Genomic DNA, 16,905 nt, shown 5'->3' on the forward strand with positions numbered 1-16,905 from the left:
ATGCGACCGGGCTTTTTTAATGCAGCACAATCCCGCAAATTTGATCCCGTCACAATTATTTCACAAAAAGACTTGATGCAAATTCTCAGTTTATTGATAATGATTATCATTGTTACATTGATTGTTATTTTTAAACACTATGTCACGTATGGATAACACTACAGCAACGCCTGCAAAAGAAAAAACACCGCCTTCTGTCATGCCAAATGAGCGTCGAATTGACAGTAAAAGCCTGCTGGGTAAAGAAGGACGCGTGATCATAGAACATGATGGTCAGCATTACTTGCTGCGCCAGACCCAAGCCGGAAAACTCATTCTGACCAAATAAACAACACCTTTCGCCAGCCACCCAGGTGATACCCAGGCAGCCAGCGCTTTCGATTTCCTAATGGAGAGTTGCTATGCCATACCTGCACACTGCATCCCTGCGTCCCTCGCTATTGGCGCTGGCGATTGTCAGTAGCCTGCCCACTTTCGCGTATGCGGCGGTCGAAGATATGACCGTCACCGCCACCGGCAATGCCCGTAGTGCCTTTGAAGCACCGATGATGGTCAGCGTGATTGATGCCACCGCCCCGGAAAACCAGACCGCCAGTTCGGCAGCCGATCTGTTGCGGACGGTTCCGGGTCTGACCCTCGATGGCACGGGCCGCACCAACGGCCAGGACGTGAATCTGCGCGGCTATGACCGCCGCGGCGTTCTGGTGCTGGTTGACGGCGTTCGTCAGGGCACCGACACCGGACACCTGAACAGTACCTTCCTCGACCCGGCGCTTATCAAACGCATCGAAGTCGTGCGCGGCCCTTCTGCTCTGCTGTATGGCAGCGGTGCGCTCGGCGGCGTGATCGCCTATGACACTGCGGATGCCAAAGATCTGCTGGAAGCCGGACAAAACAGCGGTTACCGCGTGTTCGGTACTGCGGCAACCGGCGATCACAGCCTCGGTATGGGCGCCAGCGCATTTGGGCGTACCGATACGCTGGACGGACTGCTTGCATGGTCGAGCCGCGATCGCGGTGATTTGCGCCAGAGCGACGGCACTACAGCGCCAAACGATGAAGCGATCAACAATATGCTGGCGAAAGGCAGTTGGAAAATTGACAGCGCCCAGACGCTGGCAGGCTCGTTGCGCTACTACAACAATGACGCCCGTGAACCTAAGAACCCACAAACCAGCGCGGCGGATGCCACCAGCAACCCGATGACCGACCGTTCAACCATCCAGCGTGATGCGCAACTGACCTACACGCTCGCCCCTGTGGACAATGACTGGCTGAACGCTGATGCTCGCCTTTACTGGTCCGAGGCTCGCATTAATGCCCAGAATCCGGATGCGACTAATGAGTTTCGCAAACAAACGACCAAAGGCGGAAAAATTGATAACCGCAGCCGGTTGTTTACCGACTCCTTTGCTTCTCACCTGTTAACTTACGGTGGTGAGTACTATCGCCAGGAACAACGCCCCGGAGGTGCGACGACCGGTTTCCCTGAGGCAAAAATTGATTTTAGCTCCGGCTGGCTGCAGGATGAAATCACCCTGCGAGATCTGCCCGTAACATTGCTGGGTGGTACACGCTATGACTCATATCGCGGTAGCAGCGATGGTTACGCGGATGTCGATGCTGACAAATGGTCGTCCCGCGCAGGAATGACCGTTACGCCAGCCGATTGGCTGATGCTGTTCGGTTCATACGCTCAGGCCTTCCGTGCGCCGACCATGGGCGAGATGTATAACGATGCGAAACACTTCTCGATTGGTCGTTTCTACACTAACTACTGGGTGCCAAACCCTAACCTGCGTCCAGAAACCAACGAAACGCAGGAGTACGGATTTGGTCTGCGCTTTGACGATCTGCTGATGGCGAGCGATGCGCTCGAATTTAAAGCCAGCTATTTCGACACCAAAGCGAAAGATTACATCTCCACCAGCGTCGACTTTGCTGCCGCGACAACCATGTCCTATAACGTCCCCAACGCCAAAATCTGGGGCTGGGACGTGATGGCGAAGTACTCCGCCGATCTGTTCAGTCTCGATATGGCCTATAACCGCACACGCGGCAAAGATACTGACACGGGCGAATACATTTCCAGCATTAACCCGGATACCGTCACCAGCAAACTGAACATACCCGTGGCACACAGCGGTTTCTCAGTCGGCTGGATAGGCACGTTTGCGGACCGCTCCACGCATATCAGCAGCAGCTACGCTAAACAGCCCGGCTATGCCGTAAACGACTTTTACGTGAGCTATCAGGGCCAACAGGCACTGAAAGGTATGACCACCACGCTGGTGCTGGGCAACGCTTTTGATAAAGAGTATTGGTCGCCACAAGGCATCCCGCAGGATGGTCGCAATGGCAAAATTTTCGTGAGTTATCAGTGGTAATCACTTTTCCCCGGTTCGCCGGGGTAGCAATCTGGAAGGAAGAGACAATGAATCATTACACACGCTGGCTGGAACTGAAGAAAGAAAATCCCGGCAAATACGCACGCGACATTGCAGGATTGATGAATATTAGCGAAGCCGAACTGACCTTTGCGCGCGTCGGCCATGACGCCTGGCGCTTGCGTGGCAAAGTCCGCGAAATCCTCGGCGCACTGGAAGCCGTAGGCGAAACCAAATGCATTTGTCGTAACGAATATGCGGTGCATGAACAGGTTGGCGCTTTTACCAATCAACACCTGAACGGTCATGCCGGACTGGTTCTTAATCCGCGCGCCCTCGACCTGCGCCTGTTCCTTAATCAGTGGGCAAGCGCTTTTCATATCAGTGAGACCACCGCCCACGGCGAGCGTCAGAGCATTCAGTTCTTTGACCATCAGGGGGATGCGCTGCTGAAAGTCTATGCCACACAGAATACCCTCGTTGAGGAATGGGCTGCGTTGCTGACCCGTTTCATCTTCGCTGAAAACCCGCCACTGGTACTGCAACCTGCCAACACTTCTGCGCCAGCCGTCATCACGGTCGATGCGCAGACTGTTGATCAAGAGTGGCGAGCGATGACCGATGTACATCAGTTCTTCGGTCTGCTGAAACGCCACGATCTCACCCGTCAACAGGCATTTAATCTGGTGGGCGACGATCTGGCCTGTAAAGTTTCTAATAGCGCACTGGCGCAGTTACTTGATACCGCGCGCCAGGATGGCAATGAAATTATGGTTTTCGTGGGTAATCGCGGCTGCGTACAGATTTTTACCGGCGTAATAGAAAAACTGGTGCCGATGAAAGGCTGGCTGAATATTTTCAACCCGACCTTTACCCTGCATCTGCTGGAAGAGTGTGTAGCCGAAACGTGGGTAACGCGCAAACCGACCGCCGATGGCCACGTCACCAGTCTGGAACTGTTTGCTGCCGATGGCACGCAAATCGCCCAGCTTTATGGACAGCGTACGGAAGGGGAACCAGAGCAAACACAATGGCGCGCACAGATTGACGCGCTCACGCCGAAAGGACTTGCCGCATGAAAAAACTGCTGGTCCTGATTGCGCTGCTGCCCATCGCAGCGCTGGCTGCTGACGAAGAACGCGTTGTGGCTCTCGGTGGCGACGTCACCGAAATTGTGTATGCGCTGGATGCGCAATCATCCCTCGTGGCACGTGACAGCACCAGTCAGTGGCCACAGGAAGCGACCCAATTACCCGATGTAGGCTATTTACGTCAGCTCAACGCCGAAGGTATCCTGGCTACCCGCCCTACTCTGGTGCTAGCCAGCGCACAAGCGCAGCCTTCTCTGGCCCTGAAGCAGGTCGAACACAGCAACGTCAGGGTTGTCACGGTCCCTGCCAGTAATACGCTTAGCGTGATTGATGAGAAAGTGCAGGTCATTGCGCAGGCGACACACCAGAAGGCTAAAGGCGAAGCCCTGCGCAACACATTACGCCAGGAACTCGCGGCATTACCCGCCACAAAGCTTGATAAACGCGTTCTGTTTATTCTCAATCATGGTGGAATGACCGCAATGGCTGCAGGACAGGATACGGGGGCTGATGCCGCTATTCGCGCAGCCGGCTTACGTAACGCAATGCAGGGTTTTAGCCGTTACCAGCCGTTATCACAAGAAGGCGTCATTGCCAGCCAGCCCGATCTGGTGGTGATTTCGCAGGACGGCGTTAAGGCGATGGGTGGCGAAGATAACCTGTGGGCGCTACCGGGACTTGCGCAAACGCCTGCCGGACGCAATAAGCAGGTACTGCAGATTGATGATATGGCATTACTGGGCTTCAGCGTTCGCACGCCACAGGCGATATTGCAGCTTCGTGCTAAAGCGGAGCAATTGCCCTGATGTCCCGGCGGATCACCTGTTCGTTGTGGATGTTGGCATTGATACTGGTTGCAATGACGGTTCTGGCTACCGGTTTTGGCGCGTTGCGCCTGCCGGTAAGTCTGCTCTGGCGTGATGGCGATGAGGCACTGCGTCAAATCTGGCTCACGATTCGTCTTCCCCGCGTCCTGCTGGCGCTGGTGATTGGCGGCTCTCTGGCGCTCGCTGGCTGCGTGATGCAGGGACTGTTTCGCAATCCGCTTGCAGACCCTGGATTACTGGGAATAAGCAGCGGCGCCGCCTGCGCTGTGGCCCTGTGGGTGGTGTTACCGGTCTCATTACCCGCGTTACTCATGCTGTATGCGCCAATGATGGCGGCATTTCTCGGTGCACTGGCTGCTACCGTGGTGATTTTTATCCTCAGCCAACAGCGTGACGGTTCGCTATCGCGTCTGTTGTTGGTCGGAATTGCCATCAACGCACTCTGCGGGGCGGCGGTTGGCGTTTTGTCGTGGGTCAGTAATGATGCGCAATTGCGCCAGTTGTCGTTGTGGGGGATGGGAAGTCTGGGAGCCGCGCAGTGGTCCACGCTACTGGCTGTCACGTCACTGATTATCCCGACGGTGCTGATCATCTGGCGTCTGGCTCCGGCGCTAAACCTGCTACAACTGGGTGAGGAGGAGGCGCATTATCTCGGCGTTGATGTTCGGATGATCCAACGTATTTTGTTGTTGTGCAGCGCATTACTCGTGGCCGCTGCTGTAGCGGTCAGCGGAGTCATTGGGTTCATCGGTTTGGTTGTTCCGCATTTAATGCGTATGTGGCTCGGATCAGACCATCGGGCCGTGATCCCCGGTTCCGTTCTGACTGGCGCATTTTTACTACTGATTGCCGATACTCTCGCCCGCACCGCAGTTGCGCCTGCGGAAATGCCGGTCGGTCTGTTGACCAGTCTTCTCGGCGCACCGTGGTTTTTATGGCTTATTTTTCGTCAGCGAGGAGCGCATGGCTGAACATTTTATTGCCGAAGGACTTCACTATCGCCTTGCTGATCGCTCAGTAATTGACGACGTATCGCTCAAACTCGCTAAAGGTGAACTGGTCGCGTTAATCGGGCCGAATGGTGCGGGAAAATCCACCCTGCTACGTCTGTTGACCGGCTTTCTTAAACCGACTGCCGGACGCTGTTTGTTAGATGGCAAATCACTGGCTGACTGGAGTACGCAGTCGCTGTCACGCCATCGCGCGGTTATGCGTCAGCAAACGCAGGTAGGTTTTGACTGGCAGACAGAAGCCGTTATCGCGATGGGCCGTGCCCCCTGGTCCCAACATCCCGAGCACGAGCTTATCGCACAGGTAATGGCAGTCACCGGTTGCACACCGTTGGCGGGCAAGCAATACGCCGCGCTTTCCGGTGGCGAACAACAACGCGTTCAGTTAGCCCGTGCGCTGGCACAATTGTGGTGCAACGCCGGACCTCGCGGTTGGCTATTTCTCGACGAACCGACGTCAGCGTTAGATCTGTACCATCAGCAACATCTGCTGAGATTACTAAAGACACTCACCGCTTCAGGAGAATTGCATGTTTGCATCATCCTTCACGATCTCAATCTGGCAGCACTGTGGGCTGACCGGATCATACTGCTCCATCAAGGAAGCATTGTGTCTCAAGGGACGCCCGACGCCGTGTTACAGGCTGATGATCTGATACGCTGGTACGGTGCTCAGGTTCACGTTGGCCAACACCCGGCCAACGCATCCCCACAAGTTTTTCTCGCGCCTTAGCTCGAACAGCTCACCTCCAGCCGTTTGCCCCAGTCAGGTGGACGGCTGATATAATCATCATCCCGATCGATAAACGGCGTACGTAACGCAGCGTGTAACCGATGTAGTTCGGTATAATCACCCTGCTCTGCCTGGCTAATTGCCCGCTGTGCCAGCCAGTTACGTAACACCATAGCCGGATTCTCCGTCTTCATCTGCGCTTGTCTGACTACGTCAGCCACATTGTCTTGTTGCAGGCGCGTGCGGTAACGAGTGAACCAGTCGTCAAATGCCGCACGGTCAATAAACTCATCGCGCAGTGGGGACAAGGTGCTGTGTTGCTCAGTTTGGCTGAGCATGCGAAACGTTCGCGTATAGTCGCTTCTTTCCCGCGACATCAGACTAAACAGCTCGCTAAGCAGTTCGTTATCGTCTTTCTGCTCGCTAAAGAAGCCGAGCTTTTGCCGCATCCGCTGACCGTAGCGAGTTAACAGCGCCAGCTGGTAACCGTCCAGCGCATCATTGAGCACATCAACCGGGATGAATGGCGACAGCGTCTGCGCCAGACGTTGTAGGTTCCACAAAGCTGCAGCAGGCTGATTATCAAAACTATAGCGCCCCTGATGATCAGAGTGGTTGCAGACAAAATCTGGCACGTAATCATCAAGGAAACCGAAGGGACCATAATCCATCGTCAGACCAAGAATCGACATGTTGTCCGTGTTCATCACCCCATGCGCAAAGCCTACGGCTTGCCAGTCGGCCATTAACGTCGCGGTACGTGTAACAACATCCGTAAACCACAACTGATACTTATTTGCCTCTTCCTGCCATTGTGGCCAGTAATGACGGATCGCAAAGTCAGCAAGCTGACGTACTTTTTCCGGTTCACGACGATAATAAAAGTGCTCAAAATGGCCAAAACGCATATGGCTTTGTGCCACGCGAATGAGCATCGCGCCTGCTTCAGTGGTCTCTCGCTGCACCGGAGTCTCGCTGGTGACAATCGACAAGGCCCGGGTTGTAGGTATCCCCAAATAATGCATGGCTTCACTGGCCAGGCTCTCTCTAATCGTCGAGCGCAGCACAGCGCGCCCATCCCCCATGCGGGAATAAGGCGTTAATCCAGCGCCTTTCAGATGCCAGTCAAATGTTGAACCATCCGCAAGTTGTTGTTCGCCCAGCAGTATCCCGCGGCCATCGCCAAGCTGACCTGCCCAAACACCGAACTGATGCCCGCTATAAACTTGCGCCAAAGGCGACATCCCAGGTAATAGCGATTCGCCCCCCCATACACCTGCCCCACCAGAAACATCAAACAACGCACCTGGAATACCCAATTGCGCAGCCAGAGCATCGTTATGCCAGATGATGCGCGCGTTTTTCAGGGGGGTGGGCGAAAGAGCGGTATAGGTTGCTGGTAATTCATCACGCCAGCGCGTAGTAAAAGACAGGGTCATAGGGCCTCCTGTCTCTAGTGTAGACTGTTAATAGCCTGTTAAACACCAGCAAATAAAAGGGTTATCATTTTACCAGTGAAATAATCTTTGCCGGTGATACCGCCGGCCACAGTCCCCCTTGCATCGCGCTGAATCCCAAAGGTAATACCCGCGTCAGCATCTCTTGTGTATCAATACCGCTAATGATGATGGATTCGCAGCAGGGAGATAATTGCGCCAGAATAGCCCGCATAAACGGCTCAAACGAAATATGTGTAATCCGTTGTTGAACAAAGTTTTTATCCAGCACGACCCTTTTGAAAAGACCATCAAAAATTGCCCGCGTGGATATGCCCCCGGCACCGTAGTTTGTCAGTATTAATGGGAATCGCGCAGCCAGAGCCGCCAGTGTGGGATTTTCTTTGCCACTGTTTAACTCTGGATAACTTTCATTAATCGTCAGTTCAATAAATGAAAATCGTTCAACACGTGAAGCATATTCAGCGTCTGATAATAAAGTATTAGCGACCGCTGGCGTTAAATTAATCCAGGCCGGAATTTTGCGTTGAATAAAAAAGTGTTGGCACGTTTCGATTAATTCCAGCTTCTCGGCAAATAAGCGGCATTGCTCGTCGTCTGACATCCGGGGCATAACCAGCTCTGTTGGCATGTGTACGTCGCCATCCGGGCTGACAAAGTTTGTAACAATATCGACGAACTCAAGGTCACCTTTTTCACTTCGTGCAGGAAGAAAAGAGAACTCTGAATGATAAAGATAATCCAGTGAAACAATCATTGTGCCAGCCCCTCTGCATGGGTGTAATCCGGCATCCTGTAGCAAAGGATGGAAAAATACGTTGCTGCTGATACAAATTGAGGCCCTTTCATTTTTCCCTTTTTAGCCAGTAAATCGAATCCTTTTTTTTTAGCTTATCCTGATTATAAACGAATATCCAGCCTTGCACTTTTTAATATCTCGGGATAAATCATATTTTTAGCAAGATACGCTCTTAATGTTCAGGGTTATAGACCGACAAACAGCAGAAGTGAAAGTTGACATTTAAAATGCGGATGACGAGAAAGCCGCGAGCCGATCTCGTCACCCGCAATGATTAAATTCGGCGCGCCTGCCAAAAGTTTTTACGCCAGTAGACGTTATCCAGCGAAGAACGCATCACTCCGCGACTGGTTGAAGCATGGATAAATTGATTATTGGTATCGTAAATCCCGACATGCAGACCACTTTCACCGGAACCCGTTTTAAAGAAAACCAGATCGCCGGGTAGCAAATCATCTTTATCGATCTCAGTACCAATCTTTGATTGCGTACGCGTGTCGCGCGGGAGTTGCAGATCGAATTTGTCACGCATTGTCATCAACACAAATCCCGAACAATCCACCCCGCTACGGCTCATACCGCCATAGCGATAGGGAGTACCATGCCAGGTTTGCAACTGATCGTTAAGACCTGCGATAACGGCGATAGAGTCCGACAGTCGGGCATTTGGCGCAGGAGCACGATGGCTGCTGCACCCCGCCAAAAACAATGCTGTGATGAAAAGGAGCCAAAAGCGCATTCAGGACGAATCCTCTGATTTTTATTTTTGTGTCAATTTAGCGTGGAAATTATGTGATTTTCAAGAACCCATTTAACTTAAGTGGTTGATATGAGCATTCTGTGGCCTTCAATATCCAGGCGACGGAAATTTACACCGTAGGCTAACGACAGATTGGCTGGCGTTAGCACCACATCACGCGCACCGCTCGCCAGCAGCTTTCCGCGCTTGAGCAACCACGCCTTATGCGCATGGCGTAGCGTATGGTTAAGATCATGACTGCTCATCACAATGGCGATTCCCTGCAGACACAGCTGGCTCAACAATCTGTCCAGCGCGTTTTGTTGCGCCACGTCCAGGCTATTCATCGGCTCATCCAGCAACAAAAGTTGCCCATGCGGATTAGACTGGGGGCTCATTTGCAGGATGACGGCCGCCAGACGCACACGTTGCCATTCCCCCCCTGAAAGCTGATTAACACCACGTCCTAGTTTATCTCCCAGCCCAAGCGCATCAGCCACCTCCTGCAGCAGGTCTGTTCGCGCTTTATCAGGCTGATGCAGCGTCAGAAAATGCCAGACAGGCATCGCAAAAGGCGGATTTTGCTGTTGCGCAAGATAAGCACGATATTGCGCCAGCTTCGCTGCCGGCCAATCACCGAGCGGTGTATCACCAAAGGTGATGCACCCCTCTCCGGTCGTCAGTCCCGCCATTCGCGCCAACAACGTACTTTTCCCCGCGCCGTTGGGGCCCACTAAATGCAGGATCTCTCCTGCTTTAATTTCACCAGATAGCGGGCCGAGTCGGGTCGATTCCGCAACATCCTGTAGCAGCATTAATCGGGACATTAGTTGGCCAATGCAGTCTTTATAGCGTGTACAAGAACCGGGTCCTCAGGCGTCATATCAGGTGAATAACGCTGCAGCACCTGTCCATCCCGACCGACTAAGAACTTCTCGAAGTTCCACAGAATATCGTCCGGGTAGAGCGGTGCCCGGCCTTTACTCGCCATACGCGCATAAAATCCGCTATCTGCAGGTGCAACCGCAGTGGGTGCCGCATCAATCAGCTTCTGATACAACGGATGGCGGGCTTCGCCATTGACATCAATCTTACTGAACATCGGGAAGGTAACGCCCCAGGTTGTGCTGCAATACGTCTTAATCTCGTCTTCACTGCCGGGCTCCTGCCCCAGAAACTGGTTGCAGGGGAATCCCAGAACGGTGAAACCCTGCCCATGCCAGGTTTTCTGCAGGTTTTCCAGTTGCTCATACTGCGGCGTTAACCCACATTTTGAGGCTACGTTGACGATTAACAGTACATTTCCGGCATACGCCTGCAATGAGGTCGCCTCGCCGTCGATGGTTGTCACTTCCGTATTAAAAAGCGTGTTTTGCATAGCATCTCCAGAACAACAGGTGAATAGTGGGATGACCCTGTTCAGCTTTTAAGCATAGACCGAACCTGCGCTTTCTAGCGCGCAGCTTTTAACAATAACCAGATAAATACCGGTGCGCCCATCGTGGCCGTCACCACGCCAATGGGTAATTCAGCCGATGCCAGTACCAGACGTGCGACAACATCAGCAAACAGTAGTGCAATTGCCCCCGCCAGCGCACACCCAGGGAGTAAAACGCGGTGATCGGTTAATCCACACAGTCGCAGAATATGAGGGATTACCAGCCCGATAAAACCAATTGCCCCTGCCAGCGCCACGCTCACGCCAACCATCCATCCCGTGGCAACCACCAGCAAGTTGCGCCAGAACCATAAAGGCAGCCCCAGCTGGCGCGCGGAGGTTTCCCCCAGCGCCAGCATATTCATCGGCTGCGACTGACAGCAGATCCACACCAGCACCGGAATCAATGCCACCATGAGCCAGGCCTGATGCCAGTCTACGCCGCCGAAGCCCCCCATCATCCAGTACATCAACTGTCGAAGATCAAAAGAGGTGGAAAAATAGATAGCCCAGGTCATCAGCGCGCTGCAGATAATCCCCAGCGCCACGCCGGCCAACAGCAAACGACTGGTCGATAAATGTCGGCGGGCAAAACGAAGAAGAATGAGGGTGATAATCAGCGCGCCAGCAATGGCGCATAGGCCCAATGCCCAGCCGGGCAATCGCCCTTGCCCCAACAGCACAGCCGCAATAAGCCCTACCCCCGCGCCATTAGACACGCCGAGTAAACCAGGCTCCGCGAGCGGGTTTTCAAACAGCGCCTGCATCACCGCGCCAGCCAGGGCCAGTGCGGCGCCTACCAGCAATACGGCAAGTGTACGGGGCAGTCGAATTTGCCAGACGAACAGATCGCCGCGAGCGCTAAACCAATCGCCGGGAGCAATCCACTGTTCTCCTGCGCATAAACTTATCATGGTTGCCAGCAGCATCAGCACTGACAGAGACAGTATCCAGCGCACGTTTCGTCGCTGCTGTTGATGGGCGAAAGTCAGCATGTTTTCCATTCTGCTGAAAAAAGATGGGGAGATTCTACGGTGCTGATTCAGTAGTGAAAAGGAAAAAGGCCGCATAGCGGCCTTTTTAGTTATACGCGTCATACTTTGCGTATCGTTAAATCACTCTTCTTTGGGCGTTGCGTTTTCAACCCGGCTTTTTAACTTCTGCCCGGGTCTGAAGGTCACCACGCGCCGTGCTGTAATGGGAATATCTTCGCCCGTTTTCGGGTTACGTCCCGGACGTTGATTCTTATCACGCAGATCGAAGTTACCAAAACCAGAGAGTTTTACCTGCTCACCGTTTTCCAGAGCACGACGGATCTCTTCGAAAAACAGCTCGACCAGTTCTTTGGCATCCCGCTTGCTAAGCCCAAGCTTATCAAACAGATATTCTGACATTTCAGCTTTTGTAAGCGCCATAGGTTCAATCCCTCAATGATGCCTGGAATCGCTCTTTTAATGCCTCTACACATTTGGCGACGGTAGCGGCAATCTCCTCTTCTTCAAGTGTACGGCTGGTATCCTGAAGGATCAGGCTGATAGCGAGGCTCTTATAACCCTCCGCAACACCCTTACCGCGGTACACGTCAAACAAGTTTACGCCAACTACCTGATTTACGCCAACTTTCTTACATTCGGATAAAATATCCGCTGCGGGAACGTTTTCTGCCACAACAACGGCGATGTCACGGCGGTTCGCCGGGAAGCGAGAAACTTCACGCGCCTGAGGCACCACGCGGTCTGCGAGCTTATTCCACTCCAGTTCGAACACCAGAGTGCGACCGTTCAGATCCAGTTTACGTTCCAGCTCAGGATGAACAACCCCAATGAAACCAATACGTTCACCTTTCAGATAAATCGCCGCAGACTGACCCGGATGCAGGGCTGGATTCGCTTCAGCTTTGAACTGGATGTCCGCCAGTTTGCCTGTCAGGTCGAGGACCGCTTCCAGATCGCCCTTCAGATCATAGAAATCAACCGTCTCTTTCGCCAGATTCCAGTGTTCATCATGACGGTTGCCGCAGATAACGCCCGCCAGCATCAGATCCTGACGGATCCCGAGGTTAGCCTGCGTATCCGGTACAAAACGCAAACCTGTTTCAAAAATGCGTACGCGGTTCTGCTGACGGTTCTGGTTATACACTACCGTAGACAGCAAGCCGGTCCACAGGGACAAACGCATAGCCGACATATCAATAGAAATTGGGCTTGGCAGCAGCAGCGCTTCTTCACCCGGGTGCAGCAGCGACTGGACTTTCGGGTCGACGAAGCTGTAGGTAATTACTTCCTGGTAGCCTTTGTCATTCAGCATGGTTTTTACACGTTTCAGCGATAAATCCGCTTCTCGATGCTCACCCATGATAAGACCCGCCTGAATCGGCGTGTTCGGGATATTGTCATAACCGTATACGCGGGCGACTTCTTCGACCAGGTCTTCTTCGATTTCCATATCGAAACGCCAGCTCGGCGCGACCGCTTTCCACTCATCCTGCCCTTCCGTCACGTCACAACCCAGACGACGCAGAATGTCGCTCACCTGCTCATCCGCAATATGGTGTCCGATCAGACGATCCAGTTTGCTACGACGAAGCGTAATGGTTGCGCGTTTTGGCAGCGTGTCTTCGTTCGTCACGTCAATGACTGGACCCGCTTCGCCACCGCAGATATCGATCAGCAGGCGCGTTGCACGTTCCATGGCCTTATGTTGCAGAGCCGGATCAACACCACGCTCATAGCGGTGAGAAGCATCGGTGTGCAGACCGTGACGACGTGCGCGACCGGTAATAGACAGCGGGCTGAAGAATGCACATTCCAGCAGGACGTTTTGCGTTTCATCATTCACGCCGGAATGTTCGCCACCAAAGATGCCGCCCATCGCCAGCGCTTTGTTATAGTCCGCAATCACCAGCGTATCCGCATTCAGCTTCGCTTCGCTGCCATCCAGCAATACCAGGGTCTCACCCTCTTTTGCCATACGGACAACAATTCCGCCTTCAATGCGGTCTTTGTCGAATGCGTGCATCGGCTGGCCCAGTTCGAGCAGCACATAGTTAGTCACGTCAACCACGGCATCGATTGAACGAATACCGCAACGACGCAGTTTTTCTTTCATCCACAGCGGTGTCGGCGCTTTAACATTGATGCCTTTAACCACGCGGCCCAGATAGCGAGGGCAGGCTTCTACGGCTTCGACCTGAATCGGCAGGACGTCGCTAATGGTTGCCACTACAGGCGCGATTTCCGGCTCAACCAGCGGAGCTTTGTTCAGCACAGCAACATCACGTGCGACACCGATAATGCCTAAGCAGTCGGCGCGGTTCGGCGTGACGCTAATTTCGATAGTGTTGTCGTCAAGCTTAAGGTATTCGCGGATATCGGTGCCAATTGGCGCATCGGCAGGCAGTTCGATAATCCCGTTATGATCGTCGGAAATACCCAGCTCAGAGAATGAGCACAGCATACCTTCAGACGGCTCACCGCGCAGTTTTGCGGCTTTTATTTTGAAATCGCCCGGCAGAACGGCACCCACGGTTGCCACGGCCACTTTCAGCCCCTGACGGCAGTTTGGCGCACCGCAGACGATATCCAGCAGACGGTCGCCGCCTACATTCACTTTGGTGACACGCAGTTTGTCAGCGTTCGGGTGCTGAGCGCACTCAACCACTTCGCCCACCACAACGCCGTTGAACGCGCCGGAAACAGGTTCCACACCGTCAACTTCCAGACCCGCCATCGTGATTTGGTTTGACAGCGCATCGCTATCAATCGCCGGGTTTACCCATTCGCGTAACCACAGTTCACTGAATTTCATTGTATTACCCTGCCTTTATTTAAACTGTTTGAGGAAACGCAGATCGTTTTCGAAGAAAGAACGCAGATCGGTAACGCCATAACGCAGCATGGTCAGACGCTCCATCCCCATTCCGAAGGCAAAACCGGAGTAGATTTCTGGATCGATACCGACGTTACGCAGCACGTTCGGGTGAACCATTCCGCAGCCCAGTACTTCCAGCCATTTTCCGTTTTTGCCCATGACGTCAACTTCCGCAGAAGGTTCAGTGAACGGGAAGTAAGAAGGACGGAAACGAACCTGCAGGTCTTCTTCAAAGAAGTTACGCAGGAAATCGTGCAGCGTACCTTTCAGGTTGGTGAAATTGATATTGGTATCAACGATCAGGCCTTCCATCTGATGGAACATCGGGGTGTGCGTCTGATCGTAGTCGTTACGATAAACGCGGCCCGGGGCGATAATACGGATCGGCGGCTGTTTTTCCTTCATGGTGCGGATCTGCACGCCGGAAGTCTGTGTGCGCAGCAGACGCGTTGCATCAAACCAGAAAGTGTCGTGGTCAGCGCGCGCCGGGTGATGGCCAGGAATGTTCAGCGCATCGAAGTTGTGATAGTCATCTTCGATTTCCGGACCAGTCGCCACGGTAAAGCCCAGCTCACCGAAGAAACTTTCAATACGGTCGATAGTACGCGTTACCGGGTGCAGTCCACCATTTTCGATACGGCGTCCCGGCAGGGAGATATCGATAGTTTCTTCAGCCAGGCGCGCGTTCAGCGCGGCACTTTCTAATTCGGCTTTACGCGCGTTCAGCGCTTGCTGTACCTGCTCTTTGGCTTCATTGATTACCGCACCTGCTGCCGGGCGCTCTTCCGGTGGCAGCTCGCGCAGGGTTGTCATCTGAAGGGTCAGGTGCCCTTTCTTGCCCAAATATTCGACGCGGACATTGTCTAACGCGGCAACATCTGAAGCCTGGTTAATGGCGGCCGTTGCACTGGCAACCAGCTCTGCGAGATGTGACATGGTTTTCCTCGTTATGTTGCGATATTCACTAGTCGCTCGTATATACGCAAAATCATTCAAGTTGTATCAACGCAGCAAAAGAGCGAATGCAGCCAATACAGAGACAACTTGAAGGATGACGCGTATAAAAAAAGCCTCCACCAGGGAGGCTTTTAGGCGCTGTTTTCCGTTTCTTCTTTCACGCGCAAGCCTCCTGATTTCAGGTGCTAAAGTAAAAGAAGAAGCGGAAAATAGCAGCATTCATGCTTGCGTTACCTTGTGTGGTAAAAACCGGACAACCTTTATTGAAAAGGCTTACGGATAAATTGTCAACTAATTGATTGCACTACAAATAAAAGAGAGGGAGCCAGGCTCCCTCTTTTCACCGGCTTATGCCAGAGCTGCTTTCGCTTTTTCGACCAGAGCGGTGAACGCTACTTTGTCGAATACTGCGATGTCAGCCAGGATCTTACGGTCGATTTCAACAGAGGCTTTTTTCAGGCCGTTGATGAATTTGCTGTAAGAAATACCGTTCTGACGTGCTGCTGCGTTGATACGCGCAATCCACAGTTGACGGAACTGACGCTTCTTCTGACGACGGTCACGATAAGCGTACTGACCAGCTTTGATAACAGCCTGGAAGGCAACGCGGTATACGCGAGAACGCGCACCGTAGTAGCCTTTAGCTTGTTTCAAAATTTTCTTGTGACGTGCACGGGCAACTACACCACGTTTTACGCGAGCCATATGTGCTCTCCTGTCTCTATATTCTTAGTAAAAAAATGAATTAAACGTTAACGGCTTATGCGTACGGCAGGCACGCGATAACCAGACCCAGATCGCCTTTAGACACGAGGCCTTTTGGACGCAGGTGACGTTTACGCTTAGTAGATTTTTTGGTCAGAATATGACGCAGGTTTGCGTGCTTACGCTTAAATCCACCACCACCGGTTTTTTTGAAACGCTTAGCAGCACCGCGTACGGTCTTAATTTTTGGCATTTTAATAACTTCCACTTCGCATTGTTAATAAACGAAACGTAGGCGAACAACGGCTGTGGAACCCGTAGGCTCCACAGACATTGCTACTTGAAGGCCTTACTGTTTCTTCTTAGGAGCGAGCACCATGATCATCTGGCGGCCTTCGATCTTCGTAGGGAAGGATTCGACTACTGCCAGTTCACTCAGATCGTCACGGACGCGGTTGAGCACTTCCATGCCGATCTGTTGGTGGGCCATCTCACGACCGCGAAAACGCAGCGTGATCTTAGCCTTATCGCCATCTTCCAGAAAGCGTACCAGGCTGCGGAGTTTTACCTGGTAATCGCCATCGTCGGTGCCAGGACGGAATTTAATTTCCTTAACCTGGATAACTTTTTGCTTTTTCTTCTGTTCCTTAGAAGACTTACTCTTTTCATAAAGGAACTTGCCGTAGTCCATAATACGACAAACTGGCGGTTCGGCGTTAGGGCTGATTTCAACTAAATCTACTCCAGCTTCTTCAGCCTTTTCGATCGCTTCTCTCAGACTCACAATACCCAAAGCTTCGCCTTCCAGACCTGTTAAGCGAACTTCCAGGGCGCGAATCTCGCCATTGATACGATTCGGACGTGCCGTTTGAACTCGTTTTCCGCCTTTAAT

Annotated in this window: 19 protein-coding genes and 1 other annotated feature; of the genes, 6 read left to right on the forward strand and 13 right to left on the reverse strand. The window is 52.8% G+C overall.

Translation table 11 applies throughout. The features are described 5' to 3' along the window. The first annotated feature begins 139 nt into the window (after positions 1 to 139). From hemP to G8S19_RS12465, 6 genes are all read left to right on the forward strand, one after another. Positions 140 to 328, forward strand: coding sequence for a hemin uptake protein HemP (hemP, locus tag G8S19_RS12440; protein ID WP_048211862.1), 189 nt, complete (start codon positions 140 to 142; stop codon positions 326 to 328). A 73-nt stretch (positions 329 to 401) separates the two neighbouring features. Next, on the forward strand, positions 402 to 2,387 hold the full coding sequence (locus G8S19_RS12445) for a TonB-dependent hemoglobin/transferrin/lactoferrin family receptor (protein ID WP_061067793.1): 1,986 nt from the start codon (positions 402 to 404) through the stop codon (positions 2,385 to 2,387). A gap of 47 nt (positions 2,388 to 2,434) precedes the next feature. Next, positions 2,435 to 3,466: a hematinate-forming heme oxygenase ChuS gene (gene chuS, locus G8S19_RS12450; RefSeq protein ID WP_124021719.1), complete on the forward strand. Its 1,032-nt coding sequence runs from the start codon at positions 2,435 to 2,437 to the stop codon at positions 3,464 to 3,466. Beyond that, positions 3,463 to 4,284 (forward strand): hemin ABC transporter substrate-binding protein, encoded by an 822-nt coding sequence (locus G8S19_RS12455; RefSeq protein ID WP_253685251.1) that lies wholly within the window; start codon positions 3,463 to 3,465, stop codon positions 4,282 to 4,284. Before chuS ends, G8S19_RS12455 begins: the two co-directional genes overlap by 4 nt. Next, a complete protein-coding gene (locus tag G8S19_RS12460; RefSeq protein ID WP_124021717.1) occupies positions 4,284 to 5,276 on the forward strand; it encodes an iron ABC transporter permease in 993 nt (330 codons plus the stop codon). Before G8S19_RS12455 ends, G8S19_RS12460 begins: the two co-directional genes overlap by 1 nt. Beyond that, on the forward strand, positions 5,269 to 6,048 hold the full coding sequence (locus G8S19_RS12465; protein WP_115643483.1) for a heme ABC transporter ATP-binding protein: 780 nt from the start codon (positions 5,269 to 5,271) through the stop codon (positions 6,046 to 6,048). The genes G8S19_RS12460 and G8S19_RS12465 overlap by 8 nt, the downstream gene beginning before the upstream one ends. Here the strand turns inward: G8S19_RS12465 and selO are convergent. From selO to infC, 13 genes are all read right to left on the reverse strand, one after another. Next, entirely contained in the window at positions 6,045 to 7,487 is a 1,443-nt protein-coding gene (gene selO, locus G8S19_RS12470) for a protein adenylyltransferase SelO (RefSeq protein WP_124021716.1), read from the reverse strand. The two genes, G8S19_RS12465 and selO, sit on opposite strands and share 4 nt — an antisense overlap. A gap of 64 nt (positions 7,488 to 7,551) precedes the next feature. Next, the gene (locus tag G8S19_RS12475; RefSeq protein WP_048211869.1) at positions 7,552 to 8,262 is read right to left on the reverse strand and encodes an EAL domain-containing protein; all 711 of its coding nucleotides are present in this window, start codon (positions 8,260 to 8,262) and stop codon (positions 7,552 to 7,554) included. Positions 8,263 to 8,578: 316 nt separating this feature from the next. Further along, positions 8,579 to 9,043 (reverse strand): NlpC/P60 family protein, encoded by a 465-nt coding sequence (locus G8S19_RS12480; RefSeq protein WP_003832591.1) that lies wholly within the window; start codon positions 9,041 to 9,043, stop codon positions 8,579 to 8,581. A gap of 77 nt (positions 9,044 to 9,120) precedes the next feature. Further along, positions 9,121 to 9,870, reverse strand: coding sequence for a vitamin B12 ABC transporter ATP-binding protein BtuD (gene btuD / locus G8S19_RS12485; protein ID WP_061067788.1), 750 nt, complete (start codon positions 9,868 to 9,870; stop codon positions 9,121 to 9,123). Next, positions 9,870 to 10,421, reverse strand: coding sequence for a glutathione peroxidase (locus G8S19_RS12490; protein WP_048211871.1), 552 nt, complete (start codon positions 10,419 to 10,421; stop codon positions 9,870 to 9,872). Before G8S19_RS12490 ends, btuD begins: the two co-directional genes overlap by 1 nt. Positions 10,422 to 10,495: 74 nt before the next feature. Further along, positions 10,496 to 11,476 carry a vitamin B12 ABC transporter permease BtuC gene (gene btuC, locus G8S19_RS12495; RefSeq protein WP_101741707.1) on the reverse strand — a complete coding sequence of 327 codons (981 nt, stop codon included), beginning with the start codon at positions 11,474 to 11,476 and terminating at the stop codon, positions 10,496 to 10,498. A gap of 120 nt (positions 11,477 to 11,596) precedes the next feature. Then, positions 11,597 to 11,896 carry an integration host factor subunit alpha gene (gene ihfA / locus G8S19_RS12500; RefSeq protein ID WP_003030571.1) on the reverse strand — a complete coding sequence of 100 codons (300 nt, stop codon included), beginning with the start codon at positions 11,894 to 11,896 and terminating at the stop codon, positions 11,597 to 11,599. Positions 11,897 to 11,900: 4 nt separating this feature from the next. Beyond that, on the reverse strand, positions 11,901 to 14,288 hold the full coding sequence (gene pheT, locus G8S19_RS12505; protein ID WP_124021691.1) for a phenylalanine--tRNA ligase subunit beta: 2,388 nt from the start codon (positions 14,286 to 14,288) through the stop codon (positions 11,901 to 11,903). 15 nt (positions 14,289 to 14,303) lie between these two features. Continuing rightward, on the reverse strand, positions 14,304 to 15,287 hold the full coding sequence (gene pheS, locus G8S19_RS12510; RefSeq protein WP_003832580.1) for a phenylalanine--tRNA ligase subunit alpha: 984 nt from the start codon (positions 15,285 to 15,287) through the stop codon (positions 14,304 to 14,306). A 124-nt stretch (positions 15,288 to 15,411) separates the two neighbouring features. Next, positions 15,412 to 15,536 (reverse strand) — a sequence feature (Phe leader region). After that, a complete protein-coding gene (pheM, locus tag G8S19_RS12515; RefSeq protein ID WP_001386830.1) occupies positions 15,487 to 15,531 on the reverse strand; it encodes a pheST operon leader peptide PheM in 45 nt (14 codons plus the stop codon). Its footprint overlaps the feature before it by 45 nt. A 120-nt stretch (positions 15,537 to 15,656) precedes the next feature. After that, positions 15,657 to 16,013, reverse strand: a complete 357-nt coding sequence (gene rplT / locus G8S19_RS12520) for a 50S ribosomal protein L20 (protein ID WP_003030578.1) — start codon at positions 16,011 to 16,013, stop codon at positions 15,657 to 15,659. A 55-nt stretch (positions 16,014 to 16,068) separates the two neighbouring features. Next, complete coding sequence (rpmI, locus tag G8S19_RS12525; RefSeq protein ID WP_003030583.1) at positions 16,069 to 16,266, reverse strand: 50S ribosomal protein L35; 198 nt, start codon at positions 16,264 to 16,266, stop codon at positions 16,069 to 16,071. 96 nt (positions 16,267 to 16,362) lie between these two features. Next, the gene (gene infC, locus G8S19_RS12530; RefSeq protein ID WP_048997935.1) at positions 16,363 to 16,905 is read right to left on the reverse strand and encodes a translation initiation factor IF-3; all 543 of its coding nucleotides are present in this window, start codon (positions 16,903 to 16,905) and stop codon (positions 16,363 to 16,365) included.

Origin of the sequence: Citrobacter sp. SX206 (assembly GCF_024181025.1) — a bacterium.
Lineage (GTDB): Bacteria > Pseudomonadota > Gammaproteobacteria > Enterobacterales > Enterobacteriaceae > Citrobacter > Citrobacter youngae.

Coding starts and splice junctions, on each gene's coding strand:
- hemP (WP_048211862.1), top strand. CDS start 140: ATGTCACGTATGGATAACACTACAGCAACGCCTGCAAAAGAAAAAACA.
- G8S19_RS12445 (WP_061067793.1), top strand. CDS start 402: ATGCCATACCTGCACACTGCATCCCTGCGTCCCTCGCTATTGGCGCTG.
- chuS (WP_124021719.1), top strand. CDS start 2,435: ATGAATCATTACACACGCTGGCTGGAACTGAAGAAAGAAAATCCCGGC.
- G8S19_RS12455 (WP_253685251.1), top strand. CDS start 3,463: ATGAAAAAACTGCTGGTCCTGATTGCGCTGCTGCCCATCGCAGCGCTG.
- G8S19_RS12460 (WP_124021717.1), top strand. CDS start 4,284: ATGTCCCGGCGGATCACCTGTTCGTTGTGGATGTTGGCATTGATACTG.
- G8S19_RS12465 (WP_115643483.1), top strand. CDS start 5,269: ATGGCTGAACATTTTATTGCCGAAGGACTTCACTATCGCCTTGCTGAT.
- selO (WP_124021716.1), bottom strand. CDS start 7,487: ATGACCCTGTCTTTTACTACGCGCTGGCGTGATGAATTACCAGCAACC.
- G8S19_RS12475 (WP_048211869.1), bottom strand. CDS start 8,262: ATGATTGTTTCACTGGATTATCTTTATCATTCAGAGTTCTCTTTTCTT.
- G8S19_RS12480 (WP_003832591.1), bottom strand. CDS start 9,043: ATGCGCTTTTGGCTCCTTTTCATCACAGCATTGTTTTTGGCGGGGTGC.
- btuD (WP_061067788.1), bottom strand. CDS start 9,870: ATGTCCCGATTAATGCTGCTACAGGATGTTGCGGAATCGACCCGACTC.
- G8S19_RS12490 (WP_048211871.1), bottom strand. CDS start 10,421: ATGCAAAACACGCTTTTTAATACGGAAGTGACAACCATCGACGGCGAG.
- btuC (WP_101741707.1), bottom strand. CDS start 11,476: ATGCTGACTTTCGCCCATCAACAGCAGCGACGAAACGTGCGCTGGATA.
- ihfA (WP_003030571.1), bottom strand. CDS start 11,896: ATGGCGCTTACAAAAGCTGAAATGTCAGAATATCTGTTTGATAAGCTT.
- pheT (WP_124021691.1), bottom strand. CDS start 14,288: ATGAAATTCAGTGAACTGTGGTTACGCGAATGGGTAAACCCGGCGATT.
- pheS (WP_003832580.1), bottom strand. CDS start 15,287: ATGTCACATCTCGCAGAGCTGGTTGCCAGTGCAACGGCCGCCATTAAC.
- rplT (WP_003030578.1), bottom strand. CDS start 16,013: ATGGCTCGCGTAAAACGTGGTGTAGTTGCCCGTGCACGTCACAAGAAA.
- rpmI (WP_003030583.1), bottom strand. CDS start 16,266: ATGCCAAAAATTAAGACCGTACGCGGTGCTGCTAAGCGTTTCAAAAAA.